Source organism: Myxococcus sp. AB056, from assembly GCF_006547365.1.
Classification (GTDB): domain Bacteria; phylum Myxococcota; class Myxococcia; order Myxococcales; family Myxococcaceae; genus Myxococcus; species Myxococcus virescens.
Genome location: NZ_VHLB01000126.1, coordinates 1 through 19,688 on the forward strand (window position 1 = coordinate 1; position 19,688 = coordinate 19,688).

The 19,688-nt window shown below is 68.7% G+C and carries 12 protein-coding genes and 1 pseudogene; 9 read left to right on the forward strand and 4 right to left on the reverse strand.

What is annotated here, in order from left to right; translation table 11 throughout:
* From FMP39_RS33970 to FMP39_RS33980, 3 genes are all read left to right on the forward strand, one after another.
* Positions 1-867 (forward strand): hypothetical protein (locus tag FMP39_RS33970; protein ID WP_228558571.1); only part of this gene is annotated, 867 nt, incomplete at its 5' end.
* Positions 868-911: 44 nt separating this feature from the next.
* Positions 912-1,322 (forward strand): cupredoxin domain-containing protein, encoded by a 411-nt coding sequence (locus tag FMP39_RS33975; protein WP_011555745.1) that lies wholly within the window; start codon positions 912-914, stop codon positions 1,320-1,322.
* Positions 1,323-1,379: 57 nt separating this feature from the next.
* Entirely contained in the window at positions 1,380-4,346 is a 2,967-nt protein-coding gene (locus FMP39_RS33980; RefSeq protein WP_141594168.1) for a helicase C-terminal domain-containing protein, read from the forward strand.
* Between the two features lie 13 nt (positions 4,347-4,359).
* Here FMP39_RS33980 and FMP39_RS33985 read toward each other — a convergent pair whose 3' ends face one another.
* Positions 4,360-5,097, reverse strand: a complete 738-nt coding sequence (locus tag FMP39_RS33985; protein WP_141594169.1) for a signal protein — start codon at positions 5,095-5,097, stop codon at positions 4,360-4,362.
* On the reverse strand, positions 5,094-5,843 hold the full coding sequence (locus FMP39_RS33990) for a HEAT repeat domain-containing protein (protein WP_141594170.1): 750 nt from the start codon (positions 5,841-5,843) through the stop codon (positions 5,094-5,096). The genes FMP39_RS33985 and FMP39_RS33990 overlap by 4 nt, the downstream gene beginning before the upstream one ends.
* A gap of 352 nt (positions 5,844-6,195) precedes the next feature.
* On the opposite strand from FMP39_RS33990, the gene FMP39_RS33995 reads away from it, so the two are divergent.
* Entirely contained in the window at positions 6,196-7,035 is an 840-nt protein-coding gene (locus FMP39_RS33995) for a hypothetical protein (RefSeq protein WP_141594171.1), read from the forward strand.
* A gap of 767 nt (positions 7,036-7,802) precedes the next feature.
* Here the strand turns inward: FMP39_RS33995 and FMP39_RS34000 are convergent.
* Positions 7,803-8,018 carry a hypothetical protein gene (locus FMP39_RS34000; RefSeq protein ID WP_141594172.1) on the reverse strand — a complete coding sequence of 72 codons (216 nt, stop codon included), beginning with the start codon at positions 8,016-8,018 and terminating at the stop codon, positions 7,803-7,805.
* A gap of 2,219 nt (positions 8,019-10,237) precedes the next feature.
* Here FMP39_RS34000 and alaS point away from each other — a divergent pair.
* From alaS to FMP39_RS34025, 5 genes and pseudogenes are all read left to right on the forward strand, one after another.
* On the forward strand, positions 10,238-12,934 hold the full coding sequence (gene alaS, locus FMP39_RS34005; RefSeq protein ID WP_141594173.1) for an alanine--tRNA ligase: 2,697 nt from the start codon (positions 10,238-10,240) through the stop codon (positions 12,932-12,934).
* Complete coding sequence (locus tag FMP39_RS34010) at positions 12,931-13,584, forward strand: DUF4352 domain-containing protein (protein ID WP_141594174.1); 654 nt, start codon at positions 12,931-12,933, stop codon at positions 13,582-13,584. Before alaS ends, FMP39_RS34010 begins: the two co-directional genes overlap by 4 nt.
* Positions 13,581-13,877, forward strand: a pseudogene (locus FMP39_RS34015) (TIGR02266 family protein); the annotation flags it as partial. The gene FMP39_RS34010 and the pseudogene FMP39_RS34015, both read left to right, overlap by 4 nt.
* 1,845 nt (positions 13,878-15,722) lie before the next feature.
* Complete coding sequence (locus tag FMP39_RS34020) at positions 15,723-17,456, forward strand: Hsp70 family protein (RefSeq protein WP_141594177.1); 1,734 nt, start codon at positions 15,723-15,725, stop codon at positions 17,454-17,456.
* A 160-nt stretch (positions 17,457-17,616) separates the two neighbouring features.
* Positions 17,617-18,243: a hypothetical protein gene (locus tag FMP39_RS34025; RefSeq protein ID WP_228558572.1), complete on the forward strand. Its 627-nt coding sequence runs from the start codon at positions 17,617-17,619 to the stop codon at positions 18,241-18,243.
* Positions 18,244-18,255: 12 nt separating this feature from the next.
* Here the strand turns inward: FMP39_RS34025 and FMP39_RS34030 are convergent, their stop codons facing one another.
* Entirely contained in the window at positions 18,256-19,593 is a 1,338-nt protein-coding gene (locus tag FMP39_RS34030) for a glutamate--cysteine ligase (protein WP_011555757.1), read from the reverse strand.
* Positions 19,594-19,688: the final 95 nt, after the last annotated feature.

Genomic DNA, 19,688 nt, shown 5'->3' on the forward strand with positions numbered 1-19,688 from the left:
GGCCCTGGCACGGGTGCGCCTCCGGGCAGAGCCCCCGGTGGCGGATTCGGCGGACGCCCCGGCGGCTTCCGGCCATCCACGCCCCGGCCGCCCCCCACGCCCGAGCAGATTCAGGCGCTGGCGGTGCGCGAGCGCGTCCCCGCCCGCATCGCGAAGGGCGAGCTGGAAGGGAAGATGAAGTGCCGCATCTGGCGCAAGCTGCACGCCGAGGAGGCGAAGCGCTTCGACCAAGTGTACGAGCTGATGGGCCAGACGCCCAGCCTGTCCCTGGGTGACGCCTTCGGCGTGCTCCAGAGCGGCATGACGGTGGCCGAGTTCATGGCCCGCAAGGAGCGCACCCAGCGCAAGGCGGCCATCAAGCAGGCGCGCGGCGAGGTCGAAAACGCCGTGGTGGCGGACTTCCTGGCCGGGCTCATCAGCGACAAGGCAGAAGTCTCCGTGGTGCTGGCGGAGCGCTCCCTGCTGGACACGCTGCAGGCCGAGGAGCCCATCGCCTTCACGCTGGAGCGCACGGGCCGCCTGGAGAAGCTCCAGGTGGTGCTGCTGGCCCGGCGCACGGACTGGGAGCGGCTGCTGCCCGGTCTGGAGCGCGATGCCAAGCTGACGCAGAAGCCGTCCGCGGTGGCGCGTCAGCCGGACAAGCGCCCCCACTCGGACCCGCGCGCCTTCCTGGACCACATCGGGCAGACGGTGCGGATGGTGCTGCGCAACGGCATCACCCTCCAGCTTCCGCTGATGCGCGTGGGCCGGTTCGACCTGCTGCTGGGCGAGGAGGGCCACGAAGTCTTCGTCCCGCTCCACGCCCTGCTGCGCTTCGAGCCCGTCACCTCCACCTCCGACGAGAGTGCCCCCGCGGACGAGGCCTGAGGGCCATCCCTGCGGGGCGTACGCCCCACACCGCCGAGACATCCATGCGTCAGTTCATCTCCCGCATCATCAAGCCCTGGCTCGCCCTGGCCGCGACGGCCGCCATGGTGGGCATCACCCAGCAAGGGTGCACGAAGGACGCCGACGCGGCGAAGGCGCCCGCGGTCCCGGAGAAGCGGGAGAACGGCGTGCGCATCGTCGAGCTCTCCGTCACCGAGAAGGGCTACGAGCCCAGCCCGGTGAGCCTCAAGAAGGGCGAGCCGGTGAAGCTGGTGGTGACGCGCAAGACGGACCACACCTGCGCCACCGAGGTCGTCATGGACGGCTACGACATCAACACGCCGTTGCCGCTCGACCAGCCGGTGGAGATTGCCTTCACGCCGAAGGAGTCCGGCAAGCTGGTGTACGGCTGCGCCATGAACAAGATGATTTCCGGCGTTTTCATGGTCGACTGACGGACGCTGGTCGATTTCTAGGCAGCGCCGCCGAGAGGAGTAGTCTCCGCGGCCTGAATGGGCGGCGCGGCGGAGCTCTTCACCCGGCATGTGTTCCTCGACCTCGAAACCACGGGGTTGGATCCGCGCGTGGACGAGGTCATCGAGCTGGGCTGCATCTTCTTCGAGAACGGGCGCGAGGTGGAACGCTTCGCGCGCCTGTACTCGGCGTCGCGGCCCCTCCCCCTCACCATCCGGCGGCTGACGGGCCTGACGGACGCGGACCTCGAAGGGCATCCGCGCTTCGGCACCGACATCGCCGAGCTTCGCGAGAAGCTCTCCGGCTGGACGGTGGTGGCGCACAACGCGCCCTTTGAAAAAGGCTTCCTGCCGGACCTGCTGGGGCCCATCCGCGCCCCGGTGCTCGACTCGTGCGAGCTGATGCACTACCTGCACCCAGAGCTGCCCAGCCACTCGCTGGAGTCGCTGCTGCGCTGGGGCGGGCTGGCACTGCGCCAGCCGCACCGCGCGGTGTCGGACTGCGAGGCGGTGTACTCGGTGCTGGTGCACGCCATGGAGCGCTGCGTCCGCGAGGGCCGTGGCGATGACGTGGTGGACCTGCTCGCCGCGTTGGACCCGCGCAAGGGCGCGGAGCTGCGCCTGGCGATGGAGGGCGTGGGCCTGAAAGACGGCGCGAGCGGCGCGTTCGACTATGAGGAATGGCCGCTGGTGGACCTGCTGTCGCGTCTGGCCGCCGCGTGCCGTGAAGAAGCTGCGCCGCTGTCGCTGGAGGCCCAGGGCTTCCTTCGTGGGAAGCCGGAACGGCGGCGCGCGGGAAGCGCCACGGCGCTGCCCGAGCCAGAAGCGGATGCGCCCGTGCTCCCCGTGCGTCCGGACGAGGTCTCAGCGCTGCTGGGCGTTGGCGGCGCGCTGGAGCAGGCCGGTGAAGGATTCATGAGCCGGGCCGCACAGCTCGACGTGGCGCAGGCGGTGGCTCGGGCGCTGTCGGACGGCGGGCAACTCGCGGTGGAAGCCGGCACGGGCACGGGCAAGTCGCTGGCGTACTTGGCTCCCGCCGCCCTCTTCGCGGCGCGAAACGGACGCAAGGTCGGCGTGGCGCCGCACACCAAGACGCTCCAGGACCAGCTCCTGGAGAAGGACCTGCCTCGGCTTCACCGCGCAACGAAGGGCGCCTTCGGCTACGCACTGCTAAAGGGCCAGACGAACTACCTGTGCCGCCGCCGCGCGCTGGAAGCCACTCGGGTGGAGCCCGGCATGGGGCACTCCGCGCGCGCCCCCCGGGCGTATCTGCGTGCGTACCTGCGTCGCAGTGGCGAAGGAGACCTGGACCGCCTGAGCCACTGGTTCCGCGAGCGCTTCCCGGTGCTGATGGCGCTGGTGCCCGCCGTGCGCTCCGAGGCGTCGACGACGCTGGGCGAGAAGTGCCCACACTTCCACCGCTGCTTCTATCACTCGGCCGTGGCGCAGGCCCGTGAGGCGGACGTGCTGGTCATCAACCAGTCGCTCGCCTTCGCGTGGCCCGCGCGCTACCCGAAGCTGGACCACCTGGTCCTCGACGAGGCGCACGAGGTGGAGGATGTCGCCACCACCGCGCTGACGCTGGAGCTGTCGGACCTGGCCTTCCTCCGCCTCACCGAGCGGCTGCATGGCAGGGACGGACGGCGCGGCCTGTTCGCCGAGCTGCGCAAGGCGCTGAGCGCTTCGCGCCGGACGGAGACACGTTCGCTGATGGGCGAGGTGGAGGATGGCCTTCGCCGGTTGCTTGACGACGCGCGTGACCTCGGTGCGCGCGTGACGGAGTTGTGCGAGCCCACCGCAACAGCCGTGGGCGAGGACCCGGATGAAGGCGCGTACTCTCCGGAGCTGCGCATCACCGCGACCGTGCGCGCCCTGCCCGCCTGGGAGCCGGTACGCGAAGGACTGGAAGGCGTGCGCGGCGCGCTCCAGGCGCTGCATGTCCTGCTGTCCGTGCGCGTGCTGGCCGCCCTTCCTGAGCTGGCGGCTCGACAACCCGCGCTGGAGCGGGAGCTGTCAGGTGCCAACACCGAGCTTGGCGAACTGGCGGTGCTCGCGGGCGAGCTGTCCGGAGAAGCCGCGCCAGGACGGTGCTACGCGGCCACCGCGGAACCGAAGCGGCAGCGGTGGAGCTTGAGCGCCCAGCCGGTGGATGTCTCCGCCTACGTGTCGAAGGACTTCGCGGAGAGCAAGCGCACGCTGGTGCTCGCGTCCGCCACGCTGGGCACTGGCGACGGCTTCCCCTTCGTCCTCCGGCGCTTGGGTCTCGACGGGCGCGGAGGCCGACCTGCGCCCCGACTGGTCCGCGCGGCCACGCCCTTCAAGCTGCATGAGCAGGCGCTGGTCGTGCTCGTCACCGATGCGCCTCGTGCGCACGAGGAAGCCTTCGTGGAGTGGGCCTCGCTCCGGATTTCGGGCCTGGCACAGACGATGGGAGGCCGGGTGCTGGGGCTGTTTGCGTCGACGCGCCGCCTGGAGCGCGTGGGCACGAGCGTCCGCGGACGGCTGGACCCACTGGGCATCGAGGTGCTGCGGCAGTCACGCGGGCACAGCCGCTCGCTGGCGGCACGGCAGGAGAAGGACACGGGCACCGTGCTGCTGGGGACCAAGAGCTTCTGGCAGGGCGTGGACATCCCCGGTCGCGGCGTGGGCTGCGTGTTCATCGACAAGCTGCCCCTGGAGCCCGCCATGCGTCCGCTGGTGGCCGCGCGCGAGGAGCCCCTCTCTCGCAGCGGCGGCGAATACATGGGCTTCCTCCACTACCGGCTTCCCCGCGCCCTGCTGCAACTGCGCCAGGGCGTGGGCCGGCTCATCCGGGCGACGACGGACCGGGGCGTGGTCATCATCTCGGACCCGGGACACCCCAGCTACCGCGGCCACCTGATGAACGCACTGGAGGGCTATCGCGTCGAGGCGCTTCCGTGGGCCCAGGCGCGCCTGCGCATCCACGCGATGCTGAAGGAGACGGGACTCACCGTGGAGCCAGGACCCGCGCGGTCCTGGGGGTGAGCCCCGGAAGGGCTCAGTCTTCGAGCCGGGTGCGGTAGCGCGAATCCAGGGCGCGCAGCTCGTGGATGAGCTCGGGGGAAGCGCCCGTGCGCTCCGCGGCCAGGAGGACGTTCGCCAAGGTCCTCGCGTCCTCCTCGTTCTGCTCGCGGAGGCGCTGCACCATCTTCCGCGTGGCATCGAAGAGGTCCTGGAGGTCGTCGCCATCCCGGAGCCCGTGCTGGGGTGGACGCAGCCGGCCGTCGTGGACCTCCTGCACCATGCGGCGGATGCGGAAGAGCGGGCCCGCCACCTTGTGCGTCACCACGATGGTCCCCAATCCCACCACCGCGATGAAGGCCACCAGAAAGCCCCCGAGCGCCCACCAGGTGAGCTTCTGCTGCCGCTCCAGCTCAGCGCGTTGGGCAACGATGGCGGCACGCTCGGCCTCGTAGGCCGCGTCGATGGCCCCTGCCTTCTCGCGGAAGCTCGCCTCGAACGTGGGGTCGTCCATCCGAGTCAGCAGCTCATTGGAGAGCGTGGCGCCGGACAGCTCGCGGCTGACCTCCGCCGCGCGGGAGCGGGCTTCCACCGCCGTCGCCGTCTCGCGCATCAGCGCCTGCGCGCCTCTCACGAGGAATACGCCCAGCAGCGCCGACAGCACGAGCGTCACCGAGACGATGTACGCCGTCAGCTTGAGCTGGAAGCCCGTTTCGAGAAGGAAGTTGCGCCAGCGCCGCTTGGCTGGCGTCAGGGGCGCCGTGGTCGTCGTCATGTCTCGCTGCTCCACTCGAAGGTCTCCGCCGCTTCCTCCACCGCGCGAGGTACCAGCGCCTTGAGGAGATCGCCAGGCTGAGCGCCCGCGGCATTCACTTCCACCTGCCCCATCAGCGACAAGTCCGGGTAGGTGAGGCACACCAGCGCCACCCGTAGTCCGCCGCCGTCCGTCGCATGAAGCTCCGGGGTGATGCGGTAGCCCCGCACCCGAAGCTTCTTCAGCGTGCCCTTCGCCGCCGCCTTCGTCTCCTTCGCGGGCGCAAGCTGGGCCCCGCTCCGCATCAGCCGCGAGCGAAGCCGCGCCTCCGTCGCCTTCACCAGGTCGGCGGGGAGCTTGCCCGTGCGGTCCTTGACCGCCTCGAGATGCACGTAGAAGCGCGGCGGGCGGGACTGGTACTCCTTCAGGGCCCCCACGGCCTCGCGCACCGCCGTCTGGACCGACGCGTCCGCGTCCGCCTTGTGGGCCTGGAGGCAGTCGAGCCCGCCGGGCTCCAGCAGCTTCGCCAGCCCCTTCGCCGCGGCCGCGCGCACCAGCTCGCTCTCGTCCTTCAACCCGTTACACAGCAGCGGCACGGCCTCCGGGTCCTCCGTGGCGCCGAGCACCAGCGCCGCCTGCGAGCGCGAGCGCGGGTCCTTGCTCTTCTGGAGCTGCTTGCCCAGGAAGGCAATACGGGAGTCACCCTGAGCCAGGGCCGCGCAAGGCGCGAGGAGCAACAGGACGAGGGCGGAGGAAAGCAGCTGCATGCGCAGGGAAGGAGTCCGGAGAGTCTAACGCCGTCTGACGATTGGCGAACAGTTGCATGGCCTTGCACATGGAAGACAGTGGGTCATGGCGACTCCCGCCCGGAGGGCCGTCCCCGCCTCTGTCAGCCCGGGTGTCTGTTCAGACCTGGGGATGCGCTGGGAAGGACACAGCGCGGGGGCGCGAACCCGGACGGCATGTCCACGGCACAGCGGCTCGGGCTCGGCCCCTGAGGCCCCCACAACCGGTGCCTCCCACCTCCTCCACGGCAGCAGGACTGGCAGGAATCGAGCCATCCGCTCGGGGATGTGGCCTTCATGGGGTAATGTGCGCGTCTCCAGGAGGGCTCACCAGGTGTCTTTCACGTCCCGGTTGGAAGGTCTGCTCCAGAACGTGGGGTTGGGCGGTATCGTGGGTGAGGTGCGCGCGCGCCTCGGACTCAAGGAGTCCCGAGACACAGCCGCGCCCCGGGCCTCGGACTTCCCGTCACCTCCTCCCCGTGGCGCCACGCAGCAGACCGTGGTCGAGCGCACGCCGCGTCCCAGGCCAGTCGTCTCCCAGCCGTCCGACGACGCGCCGCCGGAGCCGACCGTGGCAGAGCGCACTCCGCCGCGTGGTGCGGTAACCACCGACGCTGTCGCACCTGCGGCTGCCCAGGCCGCTACGCCTGCGCCTGCCCGAAAGGTGACGGCGAAGGCGCCTCGCACGGGGGCGAAAAAGAAGAAGCCCGCAGCACGGCAGGCGCAGAGCAGCACGGGAGCCAAGTCGGAGAAGCGGGCGGCCCGCCCGACTACGAAGGCCAAGAAGCGAGCGCGCCCCGCGAAGGAGACCGCTTCGCCCGCGACCGGGAATGGCAGCACGGCTGTGGACCAGTTGCTCTCCGCGCTGCACAGCCATCCGCGGCAGCAGGAGTTCATCTCGGCGGGCAAGCAGAAGGACCAGCTCGTGCGGTCACTCATCCCCCTCTATCTCGCACGCTCGCTGGATGCGGAGTTCGAGGTGACCTCTGGAACGACGTCGCGCTTCTGGGGGGAGCTGGGTGTCACCTACGCCGCGCCGAACGCGGCCAAGGCACTCCGCCTGCACGGTGGTTACGCGCAGGACACCCAGAAGGGCAAAGCCATCACGGCTCGGGGCGTCCAGTACGTGGAAGAAATGCTGAGTCGTTTCGGGAACGCCTCTTCGGGTACCTGAATGGCGAGCAGCCGCGATGGAAAGCAGAGCGAGGGGCGCTCCGTCTTCAGCTCGCCCCATTCCACCGAGCAGACTCAAGCCAGCCGCTCGATCAGTTTTTGGTCATCGCCCTGGATCATGCGCCGCAACGCACAGCGCCCAGTACGTCACCCTGCGTGGCATGCATGGTAAGGCAGGCGGTGTAGGCCATGAGCCAGACGACGTCCACCGGGAGCCTGGGTGCGCCCCTGCGAGGCTAGGCCTGATGCGTTCTCGGGTGTTTGCGATTTCGTAAGGGAGCCTCATGAGAGTGAGGCGCGGTGCGGCCAAGCTCCGCCGTTCAGCCGGGGCGCCGTGCACTGCGGGGACTGAGGAGGCCAGCAGCGAAGGAAGGGCCGACAAGCCCTCAGTCGGTGTGACCGATCCCGCCTGTCGTCGGAGGTGACGACGTAGCGGTAGTCCTCCTTAAGGAGATTGTCCTCGTCATCGCAGTGCTGCTGGCGCACCAGCAGCAGCAGGCGCGCTCCGGGAAAGTCCACCTCGCCGGGTGCTAGCGCGTGTGCCCACAACTTGCGCACCACCGACTTGCCGTGCGCCCGAACCTCGGTGCGCGAGCGGGCCGGCCATTGCCTGGCGGCGATGGCCCGCCTAGCGTACTCGTGGAGGATGGGCTGGTTGCCCATCAACCCGAAGCAGCAGTACTTGCCGGCCTCTCGTACCAGGGCTGCATTCGGTGCGACCGACAGCCTCGCATCGGCTGTCACGACTCCGAAGTGCTCGCCATACGCCTACGCCACTCGTGGGGAAAACTGCCGAAAGGCCGGAGACTCCCCCGCCTTGGCGCCGAGGAAATCCAGGCCCAGGCCGGGTGCCGCCATCGCGCTGGTGAACACCGCCCGCCGCGACCCCAGCCTCCAGAGGTCGCCCCCCTCCTCGTCGTTGGCAACGGCCTCCAGGCCCTTCACCTCGCCCTGGTGCGTCGTCCACAAACTCCTGCCGTCCATGCGCACCACGCCTCAGCGGAAACGCCGGGCGAAGGGTGTTCAGGTCCTCCAGCACTTCCGCCGCTTGGTCCCTCAATGTCTCGCGCAGACCGTCCGTCCGCTGCTTCTCCTGCAGTCGCCAGAGCTTCGAGCCCACCACCAAGCGTGGCAGCCCCAGCCGCTTTCGTGTCCGGGCTCCCACAGCCCCGGCCAGCTGCGCGGCCTGCTCCATCCCCTTCTTGCCCGCCGCGAAGGCCGCCACCACCAGTCCCAGGCGCCCATGACGCATGCCTCGCGGGTCGCGTGGGTCTGTCACCCATTCATCTCACGGCAGGCGCGCCTGTCGCAGTAGGCGACGCTGCTATCCTCGCGCCCCATGCTCGACTCATTCTCGCCCCGAGCCGCTCTGGTCGCGAAGCCGGACACAGGGGGGGGATGGGGCTCGCCGACCCCATCCCTGTGCCTTCTGCCACGAAGCGAGCTTCGTGCACATCTCTCCCACCGGGTGAGGCGAACAGCGGGAGCACCCGTCGGGTGGTGCACGAATCCTGTCACCCATTGCGCACGCAACCCCGCGGCCTGACAGCCCTTCTTCAATCCCTCACTCGCGAAAACGCATCAGTCCTGCCGCTCAAGGCCCACCAGCAGGGGACGTAACAGGAAATGGGCAAGTGCACCTAACCATGGTGCCGCAGACTTCCCGTCCCTCACCACATGCCCATCTCCACTTTCCATACCCCTCTACCCCTCTGATGTCTTCGGCAGTCCCACCAACTCGAACACGCGTCTCAGTGCCAATTTCAACCACGCATTCGGCGCCCCCTTCATGGACTGACCAGAAGCACTTTCCACCAGGAATTTCGGGTTCATCAACTCCACTATCTTCGACAACTTCTCGGGATGCACACGCCCCCCAGAACACCAACAACAACCACAGACATCGCATCATCTTCAGGCCTCAGCGATAGCTTTCGCAGCACACTTAGTCCCAACATCAGGAACTGCTCTCCCAGTCTGTTCTCGGCAGTGATGGGCGGCCTCATGAAGAACGGTCGAAGCCAACTCCGAAGCGGACAAAGGAGGTGAGCAAAGGGCCTGGTAAAATTCCACTTTGAAGCAACCCCTTGGGGTTCGGGTCGAGCACCCATTCGACTCCTGCCTATTGCACATCAAGTTTGGGACGATGAACTCTGGCTCTGAGCCACCTAGGACTTTGCAGATATCGCTCCTGCCAAGACTTCAATTCATCAACATCTACAAGCCTCCCCAGGACGCCCGGTCGTCGAGCCCGCTTCCAGCCCTCTCATTGGCCTCCTTCATTGCTTCAGACCAATTCGTACATATCCCCCTTCAGTACAAACAACCCTGCTGGTTCCGTATCGTACAGTGGATTGTTCAGCGCATCGGCGTATACCGGAACGCTCCCCTTCGCCACCAAGCCGATGTAGCCAGGAGCCTGTGGCGGTAACGAGATTGGGAGCAAGGCCAGACGAGACACATCGGCCCGCCGCGCGGTCGCGGCAGATGGCTACGCGGCCACCGCGAGTCAGCGCTTGCGGAGGTTGTGGGTGGCACAGATGAGGCCTCCCTCCCGGGCGGCATTCAGGCCTCGTCGCAGCAGGGCGCGTGGAGTTGCCCCCGTCAAATCGGACGACTCAGGTGCCGCCGAATCAGACAATGAGGTCACACGCGAGCACGGAACCTGGGCAACAAGCCTTGGTCCCATCGAAGTCGCCTGGCCCTCCGAAAACGTCCTGCCTCACTCCAGTGGCAGTCCGTGTACTCGACTGACGACACGCTACGGCCGCCAGCCTTCCGGGCAGTCACGGAACCTGCATCCCTCACCCGTGGATACCGTCACGCAGTCAACGAAAGTAGGCCACGCGAATCGAAGCACCGAGCCTCCAATACGCCAATGACTCACGGCGAGAGGGCTGGACAAAGCCGAGCGCCATCCGTGGTCCGTGACAACGGTACGGCTTCACCTGCCGCTCAAGCACACGCCGGTCAGGTCGCCCGTCTGGCGGGAATCCTTGGAGCCGAAACAGCGAGGGCGATGTTGGCGCCCACGTCTCACACCTGATGTGCCGCCGGTATCGCCCTGCCCCCACAGCCCGCGTCCCGCTGGCCCCCGCCCGGGCCACCAACCGGGTCAGTCCGGGGTTCCCGGGGTCGTCCGGCACCTCATGCAACCTCCAAGAACTCCTGCGAAGCCGCCTCTTGTGGCATATACCCACACCATGCCTTCCGCCCTGACCGCCTCCGAGATCCGCGAGGCGTTCCTCAAATTCTTCGAGGAGCGCGGCCACCGCCGTGTGGCGTCCTCCTCCCTGGTGCCCGCCAACGACCCGACGCTGATGTTCACCAACGCGGGCATGGTGCAGTTCAAGGACGTCTTCACCGGCCGTGAGACGCGCGACTACCGCCGCGCCACCACGTCGCAGAAGTGCGTGCGCGCCGGCGGCAAGCACAACGACCTCGACAACGTCGGCTTCACCGCCCGGCACCACACGTTCTTCGAGATGCTCGGGAACTTCTCCTTCGGCGACTACTTCAAGGCCGACGCCATCGCGTATGGCTGGGAGTTCGTCACCCGGACGCTCGGCCTGTCCACCGACCGGCTCGCCGTCACCGTGTTCAACGGCGAGGGCGGCACCCCCTGGGACGAAGAGGCCTACGAGCTGTGGAAGAAGCAGGGCGTCCCCGCCGAGCGCCTCTACAAGCTCGGCCTCAAGGACAACTTCTGGGCCATGGGCGACACCGGCCCCTGCGGCCCCTGCTCCGAAATCCACTACCACCAGGGCGACGACATCCCCTGTGTCGAAGAGGCCGAGGGCAAGAAGTGTCAGGGCGTCGCCTGTGACTGCGACCGCTGGCTCGAAATCTGGAACCTCGTGTTCATGCAGTTCGAGCGCAAGGAGAAGGACGGCCCTCTCATCCCCCTGCCGAAGCCGTCCATCGACACGGGCGCGGGCCTGGAGCGCATCGCCTCCGTCGTCCAGGGCAAGCGGTCCAACTACGAGACGGACCTCTTCCAGAACATCCTCGCCACCGTCAGCGAGCTGTGCGGCAAGCCCTACTCGCAGGAGTCCGGCGCGTCCCAGCGCGTGGTCGCGGACCACAGCCGCGCGGCGGCGTTCCTCATCTCGGACGGCGTCCAGCCCTCCAACGAGGGCCGCGGCTACGTCCTGCGCCGCATCATGCGCCGCGCCATCCGGCACGGCACCCAGCAGCTGGGCCTGGAGGACGTCTTCTTCTTCAAGGTCGTCGACCGCGTCATCGAGCTGATGGGCGACGCCTACCCCGAGCTCCGGGAGAGTCGCACCTTCGTCCTGGAGGTCTGCCGGCACGAGGAGACGAGCTTCCGCCAGACGCTCAGCCGCGGCCTCAAGCTCATCGAGGAGGAGCTGTCCGAGCTGCAGAAGGCCGGCGGCAAGCAGCTCTCCGGCGACGTCGTCTTCCTGCTCCACGGCACCTACGGCTTCCCGTGGGACCTCACGCAGATCATCGCCCGGGAGCGCGGCCTCGACGTGGACCTGGTCCGCTTCGAGGAGCGCCTCAAGGAAGAGGCGGACAAGAACAAGTTCGCGGGCTCTGGCGACAAGGCCACGGGCGAGGTCTACCTGAAGCTGGCGGAGCGGCTCGGGACGACGGAGTTCCTCGGCTATGAGGGCGAGGGACACGAAGGCGAAGGCAGCATCCGGGCCATCGTCAAGGACGGCGCCGAAGTCACGCAGGCCACGCAAGGCGACACGGTGGAGCTGGTCCTGGACCGCACGCCCTTCTACGGCGAGTCCGGTGGCCAGATGGGCGACACCGGCCGCATCGTCGGCCACGGCGGCAAGGCGGTGGCCAAGGTCACCGACGCGCAACGCCCCGTGCCGGGCCTCGTGGTCCACTCGGTGGAAGTCTCCGAGGGCACCTTCAAGGTTGGCGACATGGTCCAGGCCGGCGTGGACTCGGAGCGCCGCAAGTCCATCCGTGCGAACCACTCCGCGACGCACCTGCTCCACAAGGCGCTCAAGCTCGTGCTTGGTGAGCACGTGAAGCAGGCGGGTTCCGTCGTAGCGCCGGACTACCTGCGCTTCGACTTCGCGCACTTCTCGCCCGCCACGTCCGCGCAGCTCGAGCAGGTCGAGGACCTGGTCAACAGCTGGATTCGCGACAACGCGGGGGCCGAGACGCGCATCATGAGCCTGGAGGACGCGAAGAAGTCCGGCGCCGTCGCCATGTTCGGCGAGAAGTACGGCGAGACGGTTCGCGTCGTCACCGTACACCCCGAGTCCACCGAGCTGTGCGGCGGCACCCACGTGCGCCGCAGCGGTGACATTGGCCTGTTCAAGATTGCCAGCGAGAGCGGCGTAGCGTCCGGCGTGCGCCGCATCGTCGCGCTGACGGGCATCGGCGCGCTCCAGTACGTCCGCGAGCAGGAGCACGAGCTGCGCAAAGTGGCCGAGCTGCTCAAGTCGAACCCGAAGGAAGTCTCCAAGCGCGTCGAGGCGACCCAGAAGCGCGTGAAGGAACTGGAGCGCAAGGTCGAGGAAGTGGCCGTCAAGGCGCAGACGGCCAGCAGCAAGGACCTGCTGGAGCAGGCTCGCGATGTGAATGGCATGAAGGTCCTGGCCACCCAGGTGGACGCAGCGGATGACAACGTCCTGCGCGGCATGGCGGACCAGCTCCGTGACCGCATCCGCTCGGGCGTGGTCGCCATCGGCGGCGAGAAGGACGGCCGGGCCATCATCCTGGTCGCGGCCACCAAGGACGTCGTGGCCAAGGGCATCAACGCCGGCGCGCTGGTGCGCGAGATGGCCAAGGAAGTCGGCGGCAAGGGCGGCGGCAAGGCCGAGATGGCCCAGGCTGGCGGCCCTGATGCCTCGAAGCTCCCCGCGGCGCTGGAGAAGCTGTACGAGTTGGTGAAGGGCGTGGGCACCGCGTGATGAACCACCGGGCCTCCGCTTCCGTGGCACTCCTGGCGGCCGCCCTCGTCCTGGGTGGCTGCAAGGAGGAGTCCGTGCCTGACTACGCGGGTACGGGTGACGACCGGACGCTTCAGAAGCTCCGCCAGGAAGTGGACCGGGTGAACCAGGGCGGCCGTCCCTCCCAGGGCCCCGAGGCCACGCGCGGAGACCCGAACGCGAACCTCGCGGGCCTGGCCGCGGGTATCAACGTCCCCACCGAACGCGCATGGGAGCTTCCCGCCCCCAACGACGCCGTGCGCCTGGAGACCCTGTCCGTGAAGCTCACCGGACTGGACGCGTCGCACTCGGTGAAGGGCTCGGGGAAGGTGAGCTTGACCTCCGAGGACCTGTTCTTCCGCGTGCAACTCATGACGCAGAACGTGGGCGGCGCGCCGCTCACCCTGGACCTGGACGGGGCGAAGCTCTTCGGGGCTGAAGGCCAGTCGTACACCGTGGCCCGGGATGCCCAGGTCGTCGGGGGCACCCGGCCCCTTCGGCGCACCTGGGCTCCAGACGAGCGCACCGACGTGGTCCTCCTGTTCGAGCTTCCTCCGGAGGCCCTTCGGGACGACGGGCTACACCTGTTGCTTCAGGGCTCCGGGGGGGATGTGCGGATTCCCTTGAAATGAGCGGGACAGCGTCCAAGCTCCTCCCGCTTCGCATCCGCCTCCCGTACACGACGGAGGAGGAGTTTATCGACAAGTACGGCTCGAACGTGGCGCGCGGTGGCGTGTTCGTTGCCACGCGCGCCATGAAGCCCGAAGGTACCGGGCTGGCGTTCGAGTTCGTCCTAGCCGATGGGACACGCCTGCTTCGCGGCGAAGGCGTCGTCGTGAAGGCCCAGGTGGACGCGATGGGCGGGCGTACCGGCATGACGGTGCGCTTCGTGAAGCTGGACGCAGCAAGCAAGGCGCTCATCGACCGGGTGGTGTCGAAACGTACCGGAAGCGTGGAGCCACAAGCTCCCGCCCAGGTCACGCCCCCTCTTCCGGCCCCTGCTCCCGCGCCCCCTCCGGGACTCGTTCGCCGCACACCCGGCGCGAAGGTTTCGAATGCGGTGCGTGCCTCGATTCCCCCCTGCGAACCCTCGCGGGAGGAGCCGCGCGCCGAAGGCACGCCGACGGGAGTTCCTGACACGGTAGCTGCCAACGGAGCCGCTCTCGCGAGCACGGTGGCGGTGCCGGAACTCACGCCCAGTTCCGAGGCTGCTACGGCGGATGATGACGCACGTGCGGAAGTGCCGGACTCCGGCACGGCGGCTCCGTCCTCCGAGTCCGAGCAAGTGCCGGATGAGCCTGCGCCCAGCACGGACGCGCATGCCGTGACCGGTGAGGCGGACACGGGCCCACTTGATGCCTCTGACGCGCTCAGCGGGAGTGCTTTCACTGATTCAGGGGCTCCGAGCACACAAGACGCGGACGCGCGGCCGGGACCTGTCGCTCCGCGCTTTGAAGCTGATTCGAGTGACGGGCTCGACTTCGCCATCACCGCGAGCCTCGCGGCGTCCGAGGATGAAGGTGGCAATGCGAATGCCGTAGCCGAGCGACACGGCCTCGGTGAGCCCGCCAAAGCGCCTCTTCTCCCGGAGGATTCGTCAACCGACGCCGGCACTGCGCCGACAGCTACCGCGACTCCGGACCTGACGACGAAAGCCTCCGACGCACTGGCCTCGAACGAGCCAGTGGAGCCGCCTCAAACGCTGCTTCGTGTCCCGCCCGCGCTGGAGACAGGCGACGATGCGCATGCAGCAGCCGAGCCCTCCGCGTCCGCGCTCCCTGTATCCCCGCCTGGTCCTGGTGGACCGGCGCCCGCTGAACTCGACGAAGCCGTCGGTGACGAAACTTCCGCCCCGGCGACGGATGCAGATGCAGCGGCGCCCCACGGAGCATCTGTCTCTCAGGCGAACACCCCAATCGGCGCGGAAGCTGGCACGCCTGCAACGACGGAAACCTCCGCGACGACGCCAGTTACGGGCACCGCTCCCGCCAACGAAGCAGCCACGGAACCCTCCGCGACATCTGCGACCACGAACTCCGAGCCCTCCGCCAAGGGCAGCGATACATCCACGATTCGAGCAACCGCAGAGGCATCGACCACAAGCGTCGAGCCCGACACCGACGAGGGCAACGAAACAGCCCCGACATCCTCCGGGACGGCGGCGCCCGCGAGCGAAACGCGCGATGCCAAAGCAGGCGACGCATCACCGACTGAAACGCCAACTGCCACTTCGACCACAAGCGTCGAGCCCACCGTCGAGGCAGGTCACGTAGCATCCCCGGAGGCGTCCGCGACGGCCGCGCGCCCTCGTGCCCAGTCCGACGCCGAAGCAGGCGACGCATCCACCACGCAGCCCCCCGCCGCGACGTCACCACTGAGCGATGCGCCCGTCGCCGAGGCAAGCAACGAGGCAGCTACCGAGCCCCAAGCAGCAGCACCAACCACCGAAAAAAGTGGCCCGGGTGTCGCGTCCGAATCTACGACGACGACCAACACGGATGACCCGTCTGGCAGTGCTCCCGGCGAGGCATCATCCGCACGGACGATTGCCGCGCTCCCGCGCGCACCTGGCGTCGACAAGACGGCGCCCTCCGCTCCGGGTGCGAAGTCCGCTGAGCGTTCGCAGGACGCCTCCACATCAGGTGACACACCGCCCCAGGCGGCAGCCAGTGCAGCCCCCTCGGCCGAGTCGAGTCCACCACCAGAGCCGACACACGCGACTGCCGAACCGCATGAGCGCACCGCCGCTCCCGAAAGCGTGCGCCCCGGCGTGGCCTCGGATGAAGCTTCTCTGTCCAACACGGAAGCAGCCCCAGCCCGTACCGAATCCGAGCCCACGCCCACCGTCCCTCAGGACGCGGACGTGCCACGCAACCGCCGGCGTGCCCTGCTCGAAGTCCCCCTTCCCCAGCCGGCCTCGACGCCCGCGCTCCCCGAGGTCGTGCTGGGCATCGACCTGGGCACTTCACATGCGCGCGTCGCCGTCGTCCAGGACGGGATGCCCAAGCTCATTCCCCTCCCTGGCACCAACACCACGGACCTTCCCGCACTCATCGCGGTGAACGGCACCGGCGACCTCGTCGTCGGCGCCACGGCTCAGACGGAAGGCCAACGTGCCCCCCGCCGCACCATCTCCGGTCTCAAGCGGCTGCTGGGCCTGAAGCCGCGTTCTCCGCAACTTCGCTGGCTCGCCCCGTTGCTCCCCTTCCCCGTCACCACGGACACGAATGGGGACTCCGCCGTGGAGGTCCGAGGCCGCGTCATCTCACCCACGCTCTTCACGGCCATGCTGCTTCGCGAGCTGAAGCATGCCGCCGCGACGCACCTGGGCCGCAAGGCAACCCGCGCCGTCATCTGCGCCCCCACGCACTTCACCGACCGCCAGTGCGCGGCCCTTCGCGAAGCCGCCACGCTCGCGGGGCTCGATGCCCAGCGCATCCTCATCGCCCCCGCGGCGGCGGCGCTCGCGTACGCACATGGCCGAGGGCTCGCGCGAAAACGCGTGCTCGTCGTGGATCTGGGTGGTGGCGGTCTCCAAGTCTGCGTGGTGCAAGTCACAGGCGATGACCTCGAGGTCATTACCACCGGAGGCGACGCCACCCTCGGCGGTATGGACTTCGATGCGCGCATCGCCGAAGCCATCGCCAGCGACCTCTCGGAACAGGGCGTGCCCAAGCCGGACCATCCCTTCGACTGGGCCCCCCTGCGCACCGCCGCCGAGTCCACGAAGGTGGCCCTCTCCAGCCAGGAGCAGGTGGACGTCACCCTCCCCTCGGGAACCGTGCCCCCCATCAACCGGGAGCGAGTCGAAGCCCTCACCGCCGACCTCGCCCAGCGCGTCACCACCGTGGTCCGCGACGTGCTCGAATCCAACGCGCTCTCCCCCCAGGGGCTGGACGCGGTGCTCCTCGTCGGCGGGCAGAGCGCCGCGCCCCTGGTCCGCCGCCGGCTCGAAGAGAGCCTGGGCGTGAGCGTGCGCGACGACGTGGACACTCGAGGCAGCGTGGCCCTGGGCGCCGCGCTGCTCGGACAGGGGCTCCTGCTGGCCGCGGCCGGCAAGCCCGCGGCCACTGTCTCCGAGGTGCTGTCCTCGCCGCTCGCCGTCGCCGAGCGCGGTGGCACCTTGCGCCGCGTCCTCGACCGGAACACCCGCCTACCTGCCACCAAGACGCTGGTGCTCCCCACTGTACCGGGTCCACTCGAGCTGGCCCTCTTCCAGGGGGCAGCCACGCAGGCGTCCGACGCCGAGTACCTCGGCCGGCTCACCCTCAACGTGGAGCGCGCGGGTGAGGTGGAACTTCACCTCACGCTCTCAGTCGATGGGGCCCTGTCGCTCGAAGCCACCCTGCCTGGCGTGAAGCGGCACGTGGTGTCTCTGGCCACGGAGCACTTGGATGACGCGACCTTCGACGCGCTCATCGCCCGCTCGCCGCTGGTCCCTGAGCCGGAGCGACGCCCGGGTGGCGTGCTGTCCGGACTGAAGAAGCTCTTCGGCCGCCGCTGAGCCCCTCCTCGCTCGTCCGCGCACAAGTCACGGCGTCCTTCGCCCCGTGGGCCGATGCGCCCGCGGCCATCCAGGCCACCGTGCGTCCCTGCGGCTCTCTCTGTAGACGTGGCGACAGATGGCCAGCTTTCCGGTGACTGATTTTCCGGGGAGGAATGCGATGCGACGTTCGATTGTGGGTGGAGTCGCCACGGCGGCGCTGGGCATGGCGGGACCCGCCTTCGCCATCGAGGCACAGCAGGTGGGCGAGCGGCTGCGCGTCGAGGAGCGGCCGCTGGTAGGCGTCGACGTCCGGCTGGGCCTCGGCGACTTCACCGGCGACCTCGGCAACAACACCCAGGTGGGCCCGCTGCTGGGCATCAACGCCAGCGCCTATCCCTGGCAGTACGGCGGCGTCGAGGTCGGCTACGAAGGCCAGCGCTTCCCCATCGACGACTCGCGCCTGCGCAACAACGGCGATGGCGAAGGCGTCTGGCGCCACAACGCCACCCTGCTCGCCAAGGCGGGACCGCTCATCGACGAGAAGTGGCGCCCCTTCGTCGGCGCGGGCGTCGGCCTGAGCTACCTCAACCCCTCGGACGGCGCGGACCGCTTCTACAACAACGACTGGCAGACGGAGCTCCCGCTGGCCGCGGGCCTGGACTACCGCTTCGGCAACATGGTGGCCGGAGCGCGCGCCACGTACCGGTTCGTCGGCGGGGAGGGCCTCCTCCGAAACCCCGTCACCAACGCCGACGAGAAAGGCAGTCTCTTCAACGGCAATGTGATGATTGGCGGGCAGTTCTAGCCCGCCCCCACGTCACAGGCTGAAGCCGTCCAGCAGCGCCTCGGGGCGGGGATTCTTCTCCCACGCCTCGAGCACCGCCACCGCGGGCGAGCGCCCCGACGCGGCCACCGCGTCCAGCGCGTCCAACAGGGGCGCATCCTGCGCATCCAGCCGCATCAAGCCCCGGCGGGAGATGGCCAGCATCTCCGCCGCCAGGCGGTGCAGCTCCTGCGAACCCAGCCGGCCGCCCAGTCCCTCGCGCCGCGCCGTGTCATGGAAGGCCAGGTGCTCGGCGTAGGTCAGCTTCGGCAACAGGCGCTCGGCCTCCTCCAGCGCGGTGGCGTCGTACAGGATGCCGCGCCAGAGGGCGGCGAGCGCTCCCGTCATCGCGGGATTCACACAGTCCGCGCCGCGCACCTCGATCACCGTCTTCAGCCGCACCTCAGGGAAGAGCGTGGACAGGTGGTCAGTCCAATCGTTCAGGTCGGGCGGCTTGCCCTCGAAGCCCTCCTTCATCAACTGCCGGAAGGTCAGCTTCGGGTACAGGTACTCGTTGTTGCGCCGCAGGAAGAGCAGCGGCGCGTCCAGCGCCCACTCCACATAGGCGCGATACGAGAACGAGCCGTCGAAGAACGCGGGCAGGTAACCACATCGCGTGGGGTCCACCTCGTCCCAAACGCGGTTGCGGAAGGACAGGTAACCCGACGGCTTGCCCTCCACGATGGGGCTGTTGGCGTACAACGCATTCATCAGCGGGGCGAGCCGCGCCACCACCACCGTCTTGCGGACACAGTCCGCCTCGTCCGCCCAGTCCAGGGACACCTGGCCAGTGGACGTCATCAACATCATGTTCAGCGCCAGCCGGCCGCGCTCCGGCAGCGTGCGGCGCATGATGAGGTAGCGCGTCTTCGGCATCCACGGCATCTGCGCCGTCGTACCGAAGGGGCGGTAGCCCAGGAACACGAGCCGCAAGCCCAGCTCCTTCGCGGCGGAGGACACCTCCGACAGGTGCGTCAGGTTCTCCGCATGCGCCTCGCGCGCGGTGACGAAGGGGCTTCCGGACAGCTCCACCTGGCCGCCGGGCTCCAGGGAGATGGTGGCGCCACCGCGCTGCAGCGCGATGACGGGCGACTCCGGCGTCTCCCGGAACGGCGTGTAGCCCGCCGAGGCCACCCGGTTCAGCAGCGCGCCGACGCCCCGCTCACCTTCATAGGTCGGAGGCTCCGCGGCGCCCACCGGGTAGAGGAACTTCTCATGCTCGAGCCCCAGACGGTGCGCACCGCTGGGCTTCTCGGCGGCTCGGAATCCAGCCAACAGCATGTCGACGGAGGAGATGGGCTCTGAGGCCGCGCGCTTGAGGTCGAGTGACATGGGCGCGCCCTATATAACCTAGACCTTTCGACCCGCCCGGATTTGCGCACTGGCCTTTATGAGCCCACATTCCACCCTCCCCACCATCTCCCCCC

What these genes read in the sequence shown, in the direction of transcription:
- FMP39_RS33975 (WP_011555745.1), top strand. Translation starts at nt 912, where the DNA reads ATGCGTCAGTTCATCTCCCGCATCATCAAGCCCTGGCTCGCCCTGGCC.
- FMP39_RS33980 (WP_141594168.1), top strand. Translation starts at nt 1,380, where the DNA reads ATGGGCGGCGCGGCGGAGCTCTTCACCCGGCATGTGTTCCTCGACCTC.
- FMP39_RS33985 (WP_141594169.1), bottom strand. Translation starts at nt 5,097, where the DNA reads ATGACGACGACCACGGCGCCCCTGACGCCAGCCAAGCGGCGCTGGCGC.
- FMP39_RS33990 (WP_141594170.1), bottom strand. Translation starts at nt 5,843, where the DNA reads ATGCAGCTGCTTTCCTCCGCCCTCGTCCTGTTGCTCCTCGCGCCTTGC.
- FMP39_RS34000 (WP_141594172.1), bottom strand. Translation starts at nt 8,018, where the DNA reads ATGGACGGCAGGAGTTTGTGGACGACGCACCAGGGCGAGGTGAAGGGC.
- alaS (WP_141594173.1), top strand. Translation starts at nt 10,238, where the DNA reads ATGCCTTCCGCCCTGACCGCCTCCGAGATCCGCGAGGCGTTCCTCAAA.
- FMP39_RS34025 (WP_228558572.1), top strand. Translation starts at nt 17,617, where the DNA reads ATGCGACGTTCGATTGTGGGTGGAGTCGCCACGGCGGCGCTGGGCATG.
- FMP39_RS34030 (WP_011555757.1), bottom strand. Translation starts at nt 19,593, where the DNA reads ATGTCACTCGACCTCAAGCGCGCGGCCTCAGAGCCCATCTCCTCCGTC.